Genomic DNA, 14511 nt, shown 5'->3' on the forward strand with positions numbered 1-14511 from the left:
CGGGCACAGCCGGGCCCGGGGGCGGTGTCCTCCGGGTCCGGCGGGTGAGCACGGCACTAGACTCCCCCGGGTGGACATGGCATTGCACGACCCGCTGATCGGTACCCTGCTCGACGGCCGGTACCGGGTCGAGCAGCGCATCGCGACCGGCGGGATGTCCACCGTCTACCAGGGCACCGACACCCGGCTGGACCGGGTCGTCGCGCTCAAGGTGATGCACCCCGCGCTGGCCGGGGACGACGGTTTCACCGCCCGGTTCATCCGCGAGGCCAAGGCGGTCGCCCGGCTCACCCACCCGAACGTGGTGAACGTCTTCGACCAGGGCGCGGACGGCGGAAACGTTTTCCTCGCCATGGAGTACGTGCCCGGCCGCACCCTGCGGGACCTGCTGCGCGACCGCGGTGCGCTGTCCGTCCGGGCCGCGCTGGACGTGCTGGAGCCGGTGCTCGCCGCCCTCGGCGCCGCCCACCGGGCCGGGCTGGTGCACCGCGACGTCAAGCCGGAGAACGTGCTGATCACCGAGGCCGGGCTGGTCAAGGTCGCCGACTTCGGCCTGGTCCGGGTCCTGGGCACCGCCGACGGCGCGCCCACCTCGACCAGCACCGCGACCGGCGGCACCGTCCTGGGCACCGTCTCCTACCTGGCCCCCGAGCAGATCCTCCCGGACGCCCCCACCGACCAGCGGGTCGACGTCTACGCGGCCGGCATCCTGCTCTACGAGATGCTCACCGGCCGCCGCCCGCACACCGGCGACAACCCCGTCCAGGTCATGTACAAGCACCTGCACGAGGACGTCCCCGCCCCCTCGCTGATCGCCCCCGCCGTCGGCCCCGCACTGGACGCCATAGTGGCCGGCGCCTGCGCCCGGACGGCCGAGGCCCGCCCGTACGACGCGGTCGAGCTGCTCGCCGCCCTCCAGCGGCTGCGCCGCACGCTCACCCCGGCCGAGCTGGACGCCGAGCCGCCCGCCTCCACCCGGCCCAGCCCGCGCTACCCGACCAGCGAGCCGACCTCGGTGATCCAGCCGCTGCCGCAGCCCGCCGACGCCCCGGCGCCGGAGCACACCAGCGTGCTGGACGTGCCGGCGGAGCTGATGGACCAGCTGCTGGTCGAGCCGCGCCCGTACGACGAGCCGACCCCGGTGCGCCGGCGCCGGCCCGGCCTGCTGCGCCGCTTCCCCCGCAGGCCACTGGTCTGGGTCGCCGCACTGGCCGCCCTGGTGCTCGCGGTCGGCGGCGCGACGTACGGGCTGTCCGAGGCGCTGTACGGGCCGATGCCCGGCGTGCTCGGCAAGGACCGGGCCGAGGCGCAGCGGATCCTGGACAAGGAGGGCATGCACGGCCGGTTCGTCGAGACGTTCAGCGAGAGCGTCCCGGCCGGGCAGGTGATCGCCACCGACCCCGGGGTGGGCGCGCGGACCCGCAAGAGCGACACCGTGACGGTCACCGTCTCCAAGGGCCCCAAGCGGATCGCGGTGCCGGATCTCACCGGGAAGACCTCCGACCAGGCCGCCGACGCGCTGACCGCGCTCCAGCTGACCAGGGGCGGCGTGACCGGGACGTACAGCGACACCGTGCCGGAGGGCGTGGTGATCAGCAGTTCGCCGGCGGCCGGGCAGCTGCTGCAGGAGAACACCGCGGTCGCGCTGGTGGTCAGCAAGGGCATGGTGCCGATCCCGGACGTCACCGGGATGAGCAAGGACGACGCGGCGAAGGCGCTGCAGGCGGCCGGCTTCACGATGCAGACCAGCGGGGTCAACCTGTTCGGCACCGGCAAGGTGTCCAGCCAGTCCCCGGCGGCCGGCGAGCGACGCCCGCAGCACACCACGGTGACGGTCAACTTCCCGTTCTTCTAGGAGAGTTCGCCGGGTTCGAGAGATCACCGGGTGCGGGAGTTCGCCAGGCACAGGACTTCGCCAGGCTCAGCGGAGCGGTCCGTCCCCCGGCTCCTCCTGGTAGGAGTAGCGCTGCTCGCGCCACGGGTCGGCGAGGTTGTGGTAGCCGCGCTCCTCCCAGAAGCCCCGGCGGTCGGCCCGCATGTACTCCACCGCGCGGACCCACTTGGGGCCCTTCCAGGCGTACAGCCCCGGGACGATCAGCCGGACCGGGAAGCCGTGTTCGGCGGTCAGCGGCTCGCCGTTGCGGTGGGTGGCGAAGATCGTCCGCGGGTCGGCGAAGTCGGCCAGCCGCAGGTTGGCGCTGTAGCCGTACTCGGCCCAGACCATGACGTGGGTGACGCCGGGCGCGGGGGGCACCAGGTCGAGGAGGGCGGCGGCCGGCACGCCCGTCCACTCGTTGCCGAGCACCGTGAACTTGGTGACGCAGTGCAGGTCGGCGACGACGGTGGTGCGCGGCAGGGCGTGGAAGGCCTCGAAGTCCCAGCTGTGCTTCTCCGCCGAGGCGGTGGCGCCGAACACCTGGAGGTCCCAGGTCAGCGGCTTGAACCGGGGCACGGGCCCGTAGTGCAGGGCGGGCCAGCCGCGCTGCGCGCGCTGCCCCGGGGGGAGCCTCGGGTCAGACGGCGGAAACGGTTCTTGTTCGGACTGACCCATGGCTCCATGGTGACAGACGGCGGACGAGGCTCCGCGCGCGCCCCTTCACGAGGTCACACGCCCTGCCCGTACGGACCAGCGGTCGACCCACTTCCTCTCAAATCGGATATTCCGACACATGTCCTAGTGAGTGTGAACTTACTGGAACTTCCTCCCATTTCGGTGCCAGGATGCGCAGCGCAGGAGTCACAGCCAGGACGTAGCGCAGGGAGGCACCGCCATGCAAGGCGATCCAGAGGTCATCGAGTTCCTCAACGAGCAGCTCACCGCGGAGCTCACCGCGATCAACCAGTACTTCCTGCACGCCAAGATGCAGGAGAACTTCGGCTGGACGAAGCTCGCCAAGTACACCCGGCACGAGTCCTTCGACGAGATGAAGCACGCCGAGACCCTCACCGACCGGATCCTGTTCCTGGAGGGGCTGCCGAACTACCAGCGGCTGTTCCACGTCCGGATCGGCCAGACGGTCCAGGAGATGTTCGAGGCGGACCGCCAGATCGAGGTCGAGGCGATCGACCGGCTGAAGCGCGGGATCGTGGTGATGCGGGCCAAGAACGACGTCACCTCGGCGAACATCTTCGAGGACATCCTGGCCGACGAGGAGCACCACATCGACTACCTCGACACCCAGCTGGAACTCCTGGAGAAGCTCGGCGAGGCGCTCTACATCGCCCAGGTGATCGAGCAGCCGGAGTCCTGAGCCCTCAGGCCGCGCGCAGCGGGACGACCGGGACCGCCGCGGCCTGGGCCTGCGATTCGGCCAGGCCGAGCTTCGCGGCCAGGCGGGCGGTCGGGCAGGGCCTGGCGCCGTGCTCGCCGAGCAGCGCCTGGATCCGCCGGACGCAGGACCCGCAGTCGGTGCCGGCCTTGCAGCCCCGGGCGATCTGGCGCGGGGAATCGGCACCCGCGTCGATCGCCTTCTTCACCTGGTCCTCGGTGACCGCATGGCACATGCACACGTACATCGCGGATTCTCCCGGGTGGTGCGGCGCCCTCTGGCGGAACGATCTTGACTAAGGCTTGCCTTAGTTCACTAAGCCTCACCTTACCCGGCGATCCGGGCAGGAAAAAGCCCCTCCGGCTTCGGGAGTCCCGAATCCGGAGGGGCCTTCGTCACACCCGGCACCGTTCGGCGCCGGAGACCCGGTCACTGGCCGCGGTACATCTCCGCCACCAGGAACGCCAGGTCCAGCGACTGGCTGCGGTTGAGCCGCGGGTCGCAGGCCGTCTCGTAGCGCTGGTGCAGGTCGTCGACCAGCACCTCGTCGCCGCCGCCGACGCACTCGGTCACGTCGTCGCCGGTCAGCTCCACGTGGATGCCGCCCGGGTGGGTGCCGAGCGCGCGGTGCACCTCGAAGAAGCCCTTGACCTCGTCGAGCACGTCGTCGAAGCGGCGGGTCTTGTGACCGCTGGAGGCCTCGAAGGTGTTGCCGTGCATCGGGTCGCAGATCCACACCGGCTGGGCGCCGGACGCGGTGACCTTCTCCACCAGGGTGGGCAGGTGCTCGCGGACCTTGCCCGCGCCCATCCGGGTGATGAAGGTGAGGCGGCCCGGCTCGCGCTCCGGGTCCAGCTTCTCGATCAGGGTCAGCGCCTCGTCGACCGAGGTGGTCGGGCCGAGCTTGACGCCGATCGGGTTGCGGACCTTCGAGGCGAACTCGATGTGCGCGTGGTCCAGCTGGCGGGTGCGCTCGCCGATCCACACCATGTGGCCGGAGACGTCGTACAGCTCGCCGGTGCGCGAGTCCACGCGGGTCAGCGCGGTCTCGTAGTCGAGGATCAGCGCCTCGTGCGAGGAGAAGAACTCGACGGTCTTGAACTCCTCCGGCGCCACGCCGCAGGCGTTCATGAACGCCAGGGCGTTGTCGATCTCCCGGGCGAGCTGCTCGTAGCGCTGGCCGGCCGGCGAGTTGCGCACGAAGTCCTGGTTCCAGGCGTGCACCTGGCGCAGGTCCGCGTAACCACCGGTGGTGAACGCGCGCACCAGGTTCAGCGTCGCGGCCGACGCGTTGTACATCCGCTTCAGGCGCTCCGGGTCCGGGATGCGGGACTCGGGGGTGAAGTCGAAGCCGTTCACCGAGTCGCCGCGGTAGACCGGCAGGGTCACGCCGTCGCGGGTCTCGGTCGACTTGGAGCGCGGCTTGGAGTACTGGCCGGCGATCCGGCCGACCTTCACGACCGGCACCGAGGCCGCGTACGTCAGCACGGCGGCCATCTGCAGCAGGGTCTTCAGCTTGTTGCGGATGTGCTCCGCCGACACGCCGTCGAAGGCCTCGGCACAGTCGCCGCCCTGCAGCAGGAACGCCTCCCCACGCGCCACGGCTCCGAGCCGGGCGCGCAGCTGGTCGCACTCGCCGGCGAACACGAGCGGCGGATAGGAGGCGAGCTCGGCAAGGGTCTTGCGCAGAGCCTCTTGGTCCGGCCATTCAGGCTGCTGCGCCGCGGGCAGGGACTGCCAGGAGTGGAGATTCGTCACGGTCACACCGTCAAGGCTACGGGGTGCCCCGAGCGATTCGTGACCATTGCCCGAGGGGTGAGACACAACTCGGACAATCACGTGACCGGGCTCACCCTCCCCGCACGATCGGCTAGGCTCGCCCCATGCACGCGCCCCACACCCACTCCTGGTGGTGGGCCTCCCCCAAGGGTGGCCCACCGATCGCGCGTTCCTAGACGAACACGACGGCCGCCCCTCGGGGCGGCCGTCGGCGTCTGAGCAGTCGGCCCTCCGGGAGCGGAACCCAGCACCGCACCTCGCCAGTCCCCCGGAAGGAAGCCGCCCCCGTGACCGCCACCGCCGACCTGCTCACCCGCCTCACCGCCCCCGACGCCCCCGCGTTCGCCCTGCTGCACCGCCGCACCCCCCGACTCGCCCCGGACACCGTCGAGGTGCTGCTGGGCACGGTCGACAGCTACCGGAACCTCGCCGACCTGCCGGTCCGCACCGGCGTCCCGGCCGGCGGACCGGTCCACGACCTGCTCGCGCTCGTCCCGTACCGGCAGATCCGCGAGCGCGGCTTCGAGGCGCACGACGACGGGACCCCGCTGCAGGCCCTCGCGGTGGCCGAACAGCACACCCTTCCGCTGGCTGAACTCACCTCCGCACTACCGCAGTTGCCGGTCTCACTCACCGGCGGATCGTTCGACGTCGACGACGAGGCGTACGCCGCGATCGTGCGCCGGGTGATCGAGGACGAGATCGGCAACGGCGAGGGCGCCAACTTCGTGATCCGGCGCGACTTCAGCGCCACCCTGGAAGCCCCCGGCGGAGCCGGTGACGGACACTGTTCGCCCGCGCTGGCCCTCACCCTGTTCCGGCGGCTGCTGGAGCAGGAGCGCGGCGCGTACTGGACCTACCTGGTGCACACCGGCGAGCGCGTCCTGGTCGGCGCCTCCCCCGAGGTGCACGTCCGGCAGAGCGGCGGCACCGTCGTGATGAACCCGATCTCCGGCACGTACCGCTATCCGACCGGCGGTTCGGACATCGACTCGCTGCTCCAATTCCTCCACGACCCCAAGGAGTTGGAGGAGCTGACGATGGTCGTCGACGAAGAGCTCAAGATGATGTGCACGGTCGGCGACCTCGGCGGCCAGGTGCTCGGGCCGCGGCTCAAGGAGATGTCCCACCTCGCCCACACCGAGTACGAGCTGCGCGGGCGCACCTCGCTGGACGTCCGCGAGGTGCTCCGCGAGACGATGTTCGCCGCCACCGTCACCGGCAGCCCGGTGCAGAACGCCACCCGGGTCATCAGGCGCTACGAGCCCGGCGGGCGCGGCTACTACTCCGGCGCGCTCGCCCTGATCGGCCGCTCCGCCAGCGGCGGGCAGCTGCTGGACTCACCGATCTGCATCCGCACCGCCGACATCGACCCGGCCACCGGCCGCCTGGTCGTCCGGGTCGGCGCCACGCTGGTGCGCCACTCCGTCCCCGAGTCCGAGGTCGCCGAGACCCACGCCAAGGCCGCCGGAGTGCTCACCGCGATCGGCGCCCGGCCCGCGCCGGCCCGGCTGCCCGGCCCCACCGGCCCCCGGCTGGCCGACGACCACCGCGTCCAGGCCGCCCTCGACGCCCGGCGGGCCGGCCTCGCGCCGTTCTGGCTGCGGATGCAGACGCCGACGCCGGTCACCGAGGCCGCGCCGACCCTGGTGGTCGACGGCGAGGACACCTTCACCTCGATGCTCGCCCACCTGCTCACCTCGATCGGCCACCAGGTCACCGTCGTCCGCTACGACGAGCCGGGGCTGCGCGAGCTGGTGGCGGCACACCGCGGCCCGCTGGTGCTCGGCCCCGGCCCCGGCGACCCGGCGCTCGCCGACGACCCCAAGATGGCCGTGCTGCGGCCGATCGTCGCGGACGCCCTGTCCGCCGTCCGGTCCGGTGACCGCACCGCGCCGCTGCTCGCGGTCTGCCTCAGCCACCAGCTGCTCGCGGCGGAACTCGGGCTGGCGCTGGGCCGCAAGGCCGTCCCGTACCAGGGCGCGCAGGAGACCGTCGACCTGTTCGGCACCAAGCACACGGTCGGCTTCTACAACACGTTCACCGCGCGCTGCTCGGACGCCGACGCGGCCCGGCTGGCCGCGCAGGGCGTCGAGGTCGCCCGGGACGCCGTGACCGGCGACGTGCACGCCCTGCGCGGGCGCGGCTTCGCCGGCCTCCAGTTCCACCCCGAGTCGGTGCTGACCCGCGACGGTGTGGAGATCGTGGCGGGCCTGCTGCGCGAGGCGGCGGCCGTCCGCGGCTGAGGAGGCGGCGGGCGCCGGTCCCGGGCGGGGCGCAGCCCGGGACCGGCTCCCCCGCGCAGGCCGCCGGAGCCGTCAGATCTCGTCGTCCAGGCCCTGCTCGATCGCGTACCGCACCAGTTCCACCCGGTTGTGCAGCTGCAGCTTGCCGAGCGTGTTCTGCACGTGGTTCTGCACCGTCCGGTGCGACAGCACCAGCCGGTCGGCGATCTGCCGGTACGACAGGCCCTTGGCCACCAGCCGCAGCACCTCGGTCTCCCGGGTGGTCAACTGCGGAACGGCCGACGCGGAGGCCGGGGCCGGTTCGGCGGCCAGCCGGCGGAACTCGCCCAGCACCAGGCCGGCCAGGCCCGGGGTGAACACCGCGTCGCCGACGGCCGTACGACGCACCGCGTCCAGCAGTTCCTCGCGCCCGGCCGACTTGACCAGGTACCCGGTCGCGCCGGACTTCACCGCCTCCAGCACGTCCTGGTGTTCGCCGCTGGCCGAGAGCACCAGCACCCGCACCGCCGGGTCCTGCGCGACCACCTGGCGGCACACCTCGGCGCCGGGCAGGCCGGGCAGGTTGAGGTCCAGCACGACGACCTGCGGCGAGCAGGCGCGGGCCCGGCGGACGGCCTCCTCGCCGTCGCCCGCGGTGGCCACCACGTCCAGCCCGGCCTCGGCGAGGTCCCGCGAGACGGCGTCGCGCCACATCGGGTGGTCGTCCACGACCATCACCCGGACCGGCCGGTCAGTCGTCGGCTGATCGGTCATCAGAACCCTTCCTCGGGACGCGGAGTTCGACCTCGACGCCCTCCCCGGGCGCCGAGTACAGCTCGGCCGTGCCGCCGAGGTCCAGCAGCCGGCCACGGATGGACTGGGAGACGCCCAGCCGCCCGGCCCGCTCCGCCTCGCCGAGCCGACCGGGGGCGAAGCCGGGGCCGTCGTCGCGGATGCTGACCGTGACGGTCTGCGGCTCCTCCTCGACCAGGATCCAGGCGCGGGCCCGCTCCCCGGCATGCCGGCGGACGTTGTCGACGGCGGCGCCGACCGCCGCGGCCAGCTCGCCGGCCGCCCGGGCGGGCAGCAGCACCGGGCTGCCGGGGGCGGACAGCGTGATCCGCTCGTCGGCGTACCCGCCCAGCAGCGCGGTGAGGTCCTGCGGCTCCTCGGCGCCGCACCGCGGCGGGCGCTGCCCCGGGATCGGGCCACCGGCCATCAGCGCCCGCAGGGCGCGCTCCTGCTCGCCGGCCAGCCGGCCGAGTTCGGCGAAGTCCGCGTCGCCGCCCTCGCGCCCACCACCCGGATGCCCGTCGGCGGGCCGGCCGCCGCCCTCGGCGGGCCGCGCGGCGAGCTCGGCACCACGGCGCTGGACGAGGGCGAGCACCTGGAGCACGCCGTCGTGGATGTCCCGGGAGAGCCGCTCGCGCTCCCGGGTGGCCGCCTCGACCTGGAGGGCCCGGGTGAGGGTGGCCTCACTGGCGCGGGCCAGTTCGATGACGTAGCCGATGGCGCAGCCGGCCACCATCAGCAGCATGATGTTGTGGATGTTGTCGCCGGTCAGACCGCCGTGGCCGAGGATGTTGGCGACACCGATCACCGAACCGGCGGCGGCCGCCCAGCGCCAGCCGCCCTTGCCGGCGAAGCCGAGCACCGTTCCGGCGGCCCAGATGGTCGGCAGGGTGGGCGCGCCGTGGCTTATCCGCACCGGGTCGTCGGTCAGACCGCTCATCACGATGCCGGTGACGGCGAGGGTGAGGTCGGTGCCGAGCACGTACCAGGTGCAGCGCTGCGGGCCGGCGAAGGCCCGGGTGCTGGCGAGCGTCCAGAGGGTGAGCGCGCCGAGGAAGATCCAGCCGGCGACGGGGTGCAGGAAGTGCAGGTACGCGTCGAGGTAGCGCAACAGGGCGTAGCAGAGGGCCAGCACCCGGAAGTAGGAGATGGCCTTCCACAGCGGCAGTTCGACGGACATGCCCCCGGCCGCGACCGCGCCGCCGACCGCCCCGGTTCTCTCGCCGTCCGTCATCCGTCCGCCCCTCCCCTGGGCCGCCCCGCGGTCGTCAGGCCGACCCGGTGTCCTTCTCGGCCTGCTCGGTCTCGGCCTTCTCGGTCTCGGCCTTCTCCGCCTTCTCGGCCGCGGCGGCCTTCTCCGCCTCCGCCTTCTCCGCCTTGGCGGCCGCCTTGCGCTCGGCGTCGGCCTTCTTCTTGTCGTCGGCGATCTGCCGCTTGGCGGCGGTCGCGTAGATGTCCACGTACTCCTGGCCGGAGAGCCGCATGATCTCGTACATCACCTCGTCCGTCACCGAACGGAGGATGAAGCGGTCGTTCTCCATGCCGTGGTAGCGGGAGAAGTCCAGCGGGCGGCCGATCCGGATGCCGGGGCGGATGCCGAAGTTGGGGACCACCTGGCCGGGCGGCTGGACCTTCTCGGTGTCGATCATGGCGACCGGGATGACCGGCGCGCCGGTGGCCAGCGCGACGCGGGCCAGGCCGCCGACCTTGCCGCGGTACAGCTTGCCGTCGGGCGAGCGGGTGCCCTCGGGGTACACGCCGAACAGCTCGCCGCGGTCCAGCACCGCGATGGCGCTGCGGATCGCGGCCTCACCCGCACCGCGCACGCCCGAGCGGTCCACCGGCAGCTGGCCGACGCCCTTGAAGAAGGCGGCGGTCAGCCGGCCCTTGAGGCCCGGGGTGTTGAAGTACTCGGCCTTCGCGATGAAGGTCACCCGGCGCTTGATCAGCGCGGGGAAGAAGAAGGAGTCCGAGAAGGACAGGTGGTTGCTCGCGATGATCGCCGCACCCTCGGTGGGGATGTTCTCCTCACCCTCGATCCACGGCCGGAAGAAGATCCGAAGCAGTGGCGCGACGATCATCTTCATCAGTCGGTAGAACAACCCGGGCCTCCTGTTATGCGGACCGGTCGATCCTAATGCCCCGTGGGCGCCGCCCGCGCCCCGCCCCGCCCTGGCGGGCCGTCGCCGCACTCCTGCGCGGGCTCCCGCGGGGCCCGCCATGAGGGGTGTACGTCCCGGCCGGGGCCGTGGGACGATGCGGATTCCCGCAGCCTCCCCCAGCGCCACCCGCCCGCGAAGGAGTCCGCCATGCCGTTGCTGCCCGGTGCCGAACCGTACCGCCACCGTGGTGGACCGGTGGGGGTGCTGCTGTGCCACGGCTTCACCGGTTCGCCGCAGTCGCTGCGGCCGTGGGCGGAGGAACTGGCGGCGGCCGGGTTCACCGTCTCGCTGCCGCTGCTGCCCGGCCACGGCACCCGGTGGCAGGACATGCAGGTCACCCGCTGGGAGGACTGGTACGCCGAGGTCGAGCACGAACTGCTGGCGCTCGCCGCCGAGTGCGAGCAGGTCTTCGTCTGCGCGCTGTCGATGGGCGGCGCACTGGCGCTGCGGCTGGCCGCGCTGCACGGTCCGACGGTGTCCGGGCTGGTGCTGGTCAACCCGTCGGTGCGCTCGGACAACCCCGCGAGTGTGCTGCTGCCGGTGCTGCGGCACCTCGTCCCGAGCCTGCCCGGGATCGCCGACGACATCGCCCGGCCCGGCGCGGTCGAGCTGGGCTACGACCGGACGCCACTGCACGCCGCCTGGTCGCTGAGCCGGCTGTGGCGGGACGTCCAGCAGCGGCTGCCCCAGGTGACCCAGCCGGTGCTGCTCTTCCACAGTCCGCAGGACCATGTCGTCTCGCCGGCCAACTCGGAACTGGTGCTGGCCCGGATATCCTCGACCGACGTGACGGAGCGGCTGTGCCAGCGCAGCTTCCACGTCGCGACGCTGGACCACGACGCGGCGGAAATATTCGCGGCCAGCCAGGACTTCATCCGACGGCTGGCTCCCGCACACGCGGCGGGCGTCACCCGGGTCGAATCCGACGATCACCATGGCTGAAGGGCCGGAAGTGCACGAGAGCAGCACGGCGGGCGGCGGGGACGATGCACCCCGCGAGGACGGCGCGACGAAGGACGGCACCGCGCAGAGCGGCGCACCGGCGGACCGTACGGGGGCGGACGGCGCCACCGCCCCGGCCGCGGAGGCCACCGGACAGCCGGCCGCCGACCGGCACCCGGCCGAACCGGAGACCGGCGCGCCCGCGGAGCCCCGCACCCGGCGCGCGCCCGAGCGCAGCCAGGCCGAGCAGGACGAGATCTTCGCCGCCCTGGTGGCCCAGTTCGACGATCCCGTGGACCTCACCAACCCCAACTGGCCGGAGGTGGAGAACCTCCGGGCCCAGAACGAGCTGAAGGGCGGCTTCAAGGACGGCGCCGGTTCCCGGACCGACCCGGACGACCTCGCCGACCTCACCCCGCAGCCGCGCCCCCGCTCCGGCCGGCCGGTGATGCCCGCGGCGGGCTCGGGTCCGCGCGACTTCGAGCTGGCCGAGGACACCGACGAGGGCCACTACGTCCCGCCGGAGCCCCCGCCGCTGCCGCCCGCCGACGTCACCGCCAAGTTCGCCTGGCTCGCCGTCCTCGGCGGCCCCGCCCTGCTGCTGTTCGACGCGGTGGTGTGGCGGGAGATCTCCGGCTGGCCGGCCTGGGTCGGGGTCACCGCGTTCCTCGGCGGCTTCGTCACCCTGGTGACCCGGCTGAAGGACCGCGACGAGGACGAGCCCGAGGACCCGGACCACGGCGCGGTGGTCTAGCCCTGGCCCCAGCAACATCCAGGGCTTGTCTGACAATTCGCGTCGCGCGCGGCGGGAAGTGTCAGACAAGCCCCTCGGGGCATTCAGGGGGCCGCGGGCTCCGGCAGCTCCAGGACGGCGAGCACCGGCAGGTGGTCGGTCGCGGCGCGCAGGTCGGCCTCGGTGACGCCGGGCAGCCCGTTGGGCACGCCGCAGCCGAGGACGGTGATCCCGGGCGTGGCGAAGACGGCGTCGATCCGCTGGTAGGGGCGCTCGGGGACCGACGTGAACTCGCCGCCCCAGGGCGCGGTCGGGTACCCGTCCTGCAGCCGCGAGGCCAGCAGCCGCCAGCCCCTGCCGTCCGGGTGCTCGTTGAAGTCCCCTGCCACGATGCCGCGTTCGGCGATCCCGAGCTGGTCGAGCAGCAGCTCGAACTGGCGGTAGCGCTCGTCGGCGTCCAGGCTGAGGTGGCAGCTGGTGAGGGTGAACGGCGCCGTGCCGGGCAGCCGCAGCAGCGCGGTGGCGAAGCCGCGGGCGTGCAGGCCGCGGGTCTTGGGCAGCAGCCGGTCGTGCACGCCCAGCAGCTGTGCCGCGCCGGGCCGGCCGAGCAGCAGTGGCCCGGCGGCGGTCCGGCCGCCGCCGGCCAGGACGACCGTCCCGGTGCTGCGGGCGAGCCAGGCGGCCTGCCCCTCGGGCCGCCAGTAGCGCGGTGCCTCCTGGACGCAGACCAGGTCGGGCGCGCAGGCCCGGATCACCCGGGCCAGTGCCCGCCGGTCGTCCCGCAGCGAGCGGATGTTGTAGCTGAGCAGGCGCAGCCGGCGTGGGCCCGGCGGCGGCGGTTCGGCGGGTGCCGTGGTCATCTGATACCTCCGAGAAAACCTCAGGGGCAGGGAAAGCCCGGTGTCAAGGCGGCCCGCCGCCCGGCCCCGAAGTCCTCCCCGTACGTGATCCGTACGACAACGTGGAGGTATGCGTCGGCGGCGGCGCGTCCGGGGTTGGTCGGGGTCCGGTCGCGCCGCCGCCGGCGGGCTTGGGGGGGTGCCGCCCGTCAGGCGGTGCGGGCCAGGTCGGCGGCGCCGACGATGCCGGCGGCGGAGCCCATCGAGGCCAGGACGACCTCGGCGCGCGGCCGGTGGATGCCGCCGGTCAGGTAGTGCTCGAAGGCCTTGGCGACCGGGTCGAGCAGCAGGCGGCCGGAGTCGGAGACGCCGCCGCCGAGGACGAAGACGCCCGGGTCGAAGAGCGCGGCGAGGTCGGCCATGCCGCGGCCGAGCCAGTCGGCCAGTTCGGCGTAGCACTCCAGGGCGAGCGGGTCGCCCTCCTCGGCCGCCTCGGTGATGTGGATGCCGCGGATGGTCTCGGCGACACCGTCGTTGAGCTCCAGCATCCGGCGGCCGCGCACCGGGTCGGCGGCGGACTTCTCCCGGCCGTAGCGGCGCAGCGCCCGCCCGGAGCCGTACTGCTCCCAGCAGCCCTTGCCTCCGCAGCCGCAGGTCAGACCGTCGGGGACCATGTTGAGGTGGCCGATCTCGCCGGCCACGCCGAACCGGCCGCGGTGCAGCCGGCCGTCGAGGACGATGCCGCCGCCGATGCCGGTGCCGACGGTGATCAGCACCATGTCGTGGTGGTCGGCGGCGGCGCCGAAGCGGAACTCGGCCCAGGCGGCGCAGTTGGCGTCGTTCTCGACGACGGTGTCCAGGCCGGTGAGCTCCTCGATCCGGCCGCGCAGCGGCTCGTTCTCCCAGTCGATGTTGGGAGCGAAGATCACCGTGGAGCGGTTGCTGTCCACGAAGCCGGGGGCGCCGACACCGACGGCGTTGACGTCGGGGTGCTGCTCCTTGAGTTCGCGTACGGCCTGCGCGATGGCGTCGACCGCCCACTGCGGGTCGGCCGGGGTGGGCACCCTGGTCCGGGCCAGGATCGCGCCCGCCTCGTCGACCACGCCTGCCGCGATCTTGGTCCCGCCGACATCGACGCCGATGGTCAGAGCCATGTGTCCCTCAGCTATTCACTCGTTCCCGCTGGACGGAACGGTACCGCCCAACCCTGCCCCCGTACACAGCCTCGCATACATTAACCGAAGACAATCATGGACCAACCCGGCCGCGATCCTTCAAAAGTCGTATCTAATCTCCCGCTTCGTCACGCATGAGAGCAACGCGATCACGGTTCGGAGGTTACGGATTCACTGCTTGGCGGACGGCTCGTCAGGCGTGTCGAGGTCGATCCGCTCGGTGGTGGCGCTCTCGCCGGCGGTCCAGCGGCGCTCGTGGCCGGCCACCGCGGCCCGGTAGGCGGCCAGCAGTTCGGCGCCCGCGGCGGCCAGTCCGGTACCGGCGGCGGCCAGGTGGGTGTAGACCTCGGGCTGCTCGGTGCGCACCCGGTCGGCCAGGCCGGAGAGGGTGATCAGGGTGTCGGCGCTCGCCTCCTGCGCCTTCTGGCCGACGGCGGTGGCGAGCTTGCGCACCTCGTCCACCAGCGGGCCCAGCTCCGGCCCGAACGGGTGGGCCTGCGGGCCGCCCGGCTCGGCGGTGGGCTCGGTCCGGTCGTCGGTGCTGGTCATCGCGGGCGCCTCCTCAGCTGTGGCCGCACCCCGCGGCCCACGGGCC

14 protein-coding genes are annotated in these 14511 nt (G+C 72.9%); 5 read left to right on the forward strand and 9 right to left on the reverse strand.

Translation table 11 applies throughout. From position 1 onward, the window contains the following. Positions 1 to 76: 76 nt before the first annotated feature. Positions 77 to 1855 carry a Stk1 family PASTA domain-containing Ser/Thr kinase gene (gene pknB / locus ACIOJE_RS21110; protein WP_400777904.1) on the forward strand — a complete coding sequence of 593 codons (1779 nt, stop codon included), beginning with the start codon at positions 77 to 79 and terminating at the stop codon, positions 1853 to 1855. A 66-nt stretch (positions 1856 to 1921) separates the two neighbouring features. Here the strand turns inward: pknB and ACIOJE_RS21115 are convergent, their stop codons facing one another. Continuing rightward, positions 1922 to 2551 (reverse strand): sulfite oxidase-like oxidoreductase, encoded by a 630-nt coding sequence (locus tag ACIOJE_RS21115; RefSeq protein WP_400777834.1) that lies wholly within the window; start codon positions 2549 to 2551, stop codon positions 1922 to 1924. Between the two features lie 220 nt (positions 2552 to 2771). Here ACIOJE_RS21115 and bfr point away from each other — a divergent pair, with 220 nt between their 5' ends. Continuing rightward, positions 2772 to 3251, forward strand: a complete 480-nt coding sequence (gene bfr / locus ACIOJE_RS21120) for a bacterioferritin (protein WP_280674520.1) — start codon at positions 2772 to 2774, stop codon at positions 3249 to 3251. Between the two features lie 4 nt (positions 3252 to 3255). Here the strand turns inward: bfr and ACIOJE_RS21125 are convergent, their stop codons facing one another. Together ACIOJE_RS21125 and ACIOJE_RS21130 are read right to left on the reverse strand one after the other, a co-directional pair. Further along, positions 3256 to 3516, reverse strand: a complete 261-nt coding sequence (locus ACIOJE_RS21125) for a (2Fe-2S)-binding protein (protein WP_280674522.1) — start codon at positions 3514 to 3516, stop codon at positions 3256 to 3258. Positions 3517 to 3698: 182 nt separating this feature from the next. Then, positions 3699 to 5033, reverse strand: a complete 1335-nt coding sequence (locus ACIOJE_RS21130; protein ID WP_400662499.1) for a class II 3-deoxy-7-phosphoheptulonate synthase — start codon at positions 5031 to 5033, stop codon at positions 3699 to 3701. Between the two features lie 302 nt (positions 5034 to 5335). Between ACIOJE_RS21130 and ACIOJE_RS21135 the strand changes: the two genes are divergently transcribed. After that, positions 5336 to 7294, forward strand: a complete 1959-nt coding sequence (locus tag ACIOJE_RS21135; protein WP_400777836.1) for an anthranilate synthase family protein — start codon at positions 5336 to 5338, stop codon at positions 7292 to 7294. A gap of 72 nt (positions 7295 to 7366) precedes the next feature. Here ACIOJE_RS21135 and ACIOJE_RS21140 read toward each other — a convergent pair whose 3' ends face one another. From ACIOJE_RS21140 to ACIOJE_RS21150, 3 genes are read right to left on the reverse strand one after another with little or no spacing between them, the layout of a single operon-like run. After that, entirely contained in the window at positions 7367 to 8047 is a 681-nt protein-coding gene (locus ACIOJE_RS21140) for a response regulator transcription factor (protein WP_280674528.1), read from the reverse strand. Next, the gene (locus ACIOJE_RS21145) at positions 8025 to 9299 is read right to left on the reverse strand and encodes a DUF5931 domain-containing protein (RefSeq protein ID WP_280674530.1); all 1275 of its coding nucleotides are present in this window, start codon (positions 9297 to 9299) and stop codon (positions 8025 to 8027) included. The genes ACIOJE_RS21140 and ACIOJE_RS21145 overlap by 23 nt, the downstream gene beginning before the upstream one ends. Before the next feature lie 34 nt (positions 9300 to 9333). Next, positions 9334 to 10152, reverse strand: a complete 819-nt coding sequence (locus tag ACIOJE_RS21150) for a lysophospholipid acyltransferase family protein (RefSeq protein WP_280674824.1) — start codon at positions 10150 to 10152, stop codon at positions 9334 to 9336. Between the two features lie 222 nt (positions 10153 to 10374). Between ACIOJE_RS21150 and ACIOJE_RS21155 the strand changes: the two genes are divergently transcribed. Continuing rightward, positions 10375 to 11169: an alpha/beta hydrolase gene (locus ACIOJE_RS21155; protein WP_400662488.1), complete on the forward strand. Its 795-nt coding sequence runs from the start codon at positions 10375 to 10377 to the stop codon at positions 11167 to 11169. A gap of 10 nt (positions 11170 to 11179) precedes the next feature. After that, the gene (locus ACIOJE_RS21160; RefSeq protein WP_280674534.1) at positions 11180 to 11923 is read left to right on the forward strand and encodes a hypothetical protein; all 744 of its coding nucleotides are present in this window, start codon (positions 11180 to 11182) and stop codon (positions 11921 to 11923) included. Positions 11924 to 12006: 83 nt separating this feature from the next. On the opposite strand, the gene ACIOJE_RS21165 is transcribed toward ACIOJE_RS21160, so the two are convergent. The 3 genes from ACIOJE_RS21165 to ACIOJE_RS21175 all read right to left on the reverse strand — a co-directional run bounded on the left by ACIOJE_RS21165 (position 12007) and on the right by ACIOJE_RS21175 (position 14465). Then, a complete protein-coding gene (locus tag ACIOJE_RS21165; protein ID WP_400777839.1) occupies positions 12007 to 12762 on the reverse strand; it encodes an endonuclease/exonuclease/phosphatase family protein in 756 nt (251 codons plus the stop codon). A 188-nt stretch (positions 12763 to 12950) separates the two neighbouring features. Next, on the reverse strand, positions 12951 to 13895 hold the full coding sequence (locus ACIOJE_RS21170) for an ROK family glucokinase (protein WP_280674538.1): 945 nt from the start codon (positions 13893 to 13895) through the stop codon (positions 12951 to 12953). Between the two features lie 192 nt (positions 13896 to 14087). Further along, on the reverse strand, positions 14088 to 14465 hold the full coding sequence (locus tag ACIOJE_RS21175) for a DUF5304 family protein (RefSeq protein ID WP_400777841.1): 378 nt from the start codon (positions 14463 to 14465) through the stop codon (positions 14088 to 14090). Between the last annotated feature and the right edge of the window lie 46 nt (positions 14466 to 14511).

Origin of the sequence: Kitasatospora sp. NPDC087861, from assembly GCF_044742585.1 — a bacterium.
Lineage (GTDB): Bacteria > Actinomycetota > Actinomycetes > Streptomycetales > Streptomycetaceae > Kitasatospora.

What these genes read in the sequence shown, in the direction of transcription:
- ACIOJE_RS21115 (WP_400777834.1), bottom strand. Translation starts at nt 2,551, where the DNA reads ATGGGTCAGTCCGAACAAGAACCGTTTCCGCCGTCTGACCCGAGGCTC.
- ACIOJE_RS21150 (WP_280674824.1), bottom strand. Translation starts at nt 10,152, where the DNA reads ATGAAGATGATCGTCGCGCCACTGCTTCGGATCTTCTTCCGGCCGTGG.
- ACIOJE_RS21165 (WP_400777839.1), bottom strand. Translation starts at nt 12,762, where the DNA reads ATGACCACGGCACCCGCCGAACCGCCGCCGCCGGGCCCACGCCGGCTG.
- ACIOJE_RS21155 (WP_400662488.1), top strand. Translation starts at nt 10,375, where the DNA reads ATGCCGTTGCTGCCCGGTGCCGAACCGTACCGCCACCGTGGTGGACCG.
- ACIOJE_RS21125 (WP_280674522.1), bottom strand. Translation starts at nt 3,516, where the DNA reads ATGTACGTGTGCATGTGCCATGCGGTCACCGAGGACCAGGTGAAGAAG.
- bfr (WP_280674520.1), top strand. Translation starts at nt 2,772, where the DNA reads ATGCAAGGCGATCCAGAGGTCATCGAGTTCCTCAACGAGCAGCTCACC.
- ACIOJE_RS21140 (WP_280674528.1), bottom strand. Translation starts at nt 8,047, where the DNA reads ATGACCGATCAGCCGACGACTGACCGGCCGGTCCGGGTGATGGTCGTG.
- ACIOJE_RS21170 (WP_280674538.1), bottom strand. Translation starts at nt 13,895, where the DNA reads ATGGCTCTGACCATCGGCGTCGATGTCGGCGGGACCAAGATCGCGGCA.
- ACIOJE_RS21145 (WP_280674530.1), bottom strand. Translation starts at nt 9,299, where the DNA reads ATGACGGACGGCGAGAGAACCGGGGCGGTCGGCGGCGCGGTCGCGGCC.
- ACIOJE_RS21175 (WP_400777841.1), bottom strand. Translation starts at nt 14,465, where the DNA reads ATGACCAGCACCGACGACCGGACCGAGCCCACCGCCGAGCCGGGCGGC.
- pknB (WP_400777904.1), top strand. Translation starts at nt 77, where the DNA reads ATGGCATTGCACGACCCGCTGATCGGTACCCTGCTCGACGGCCGGTAC.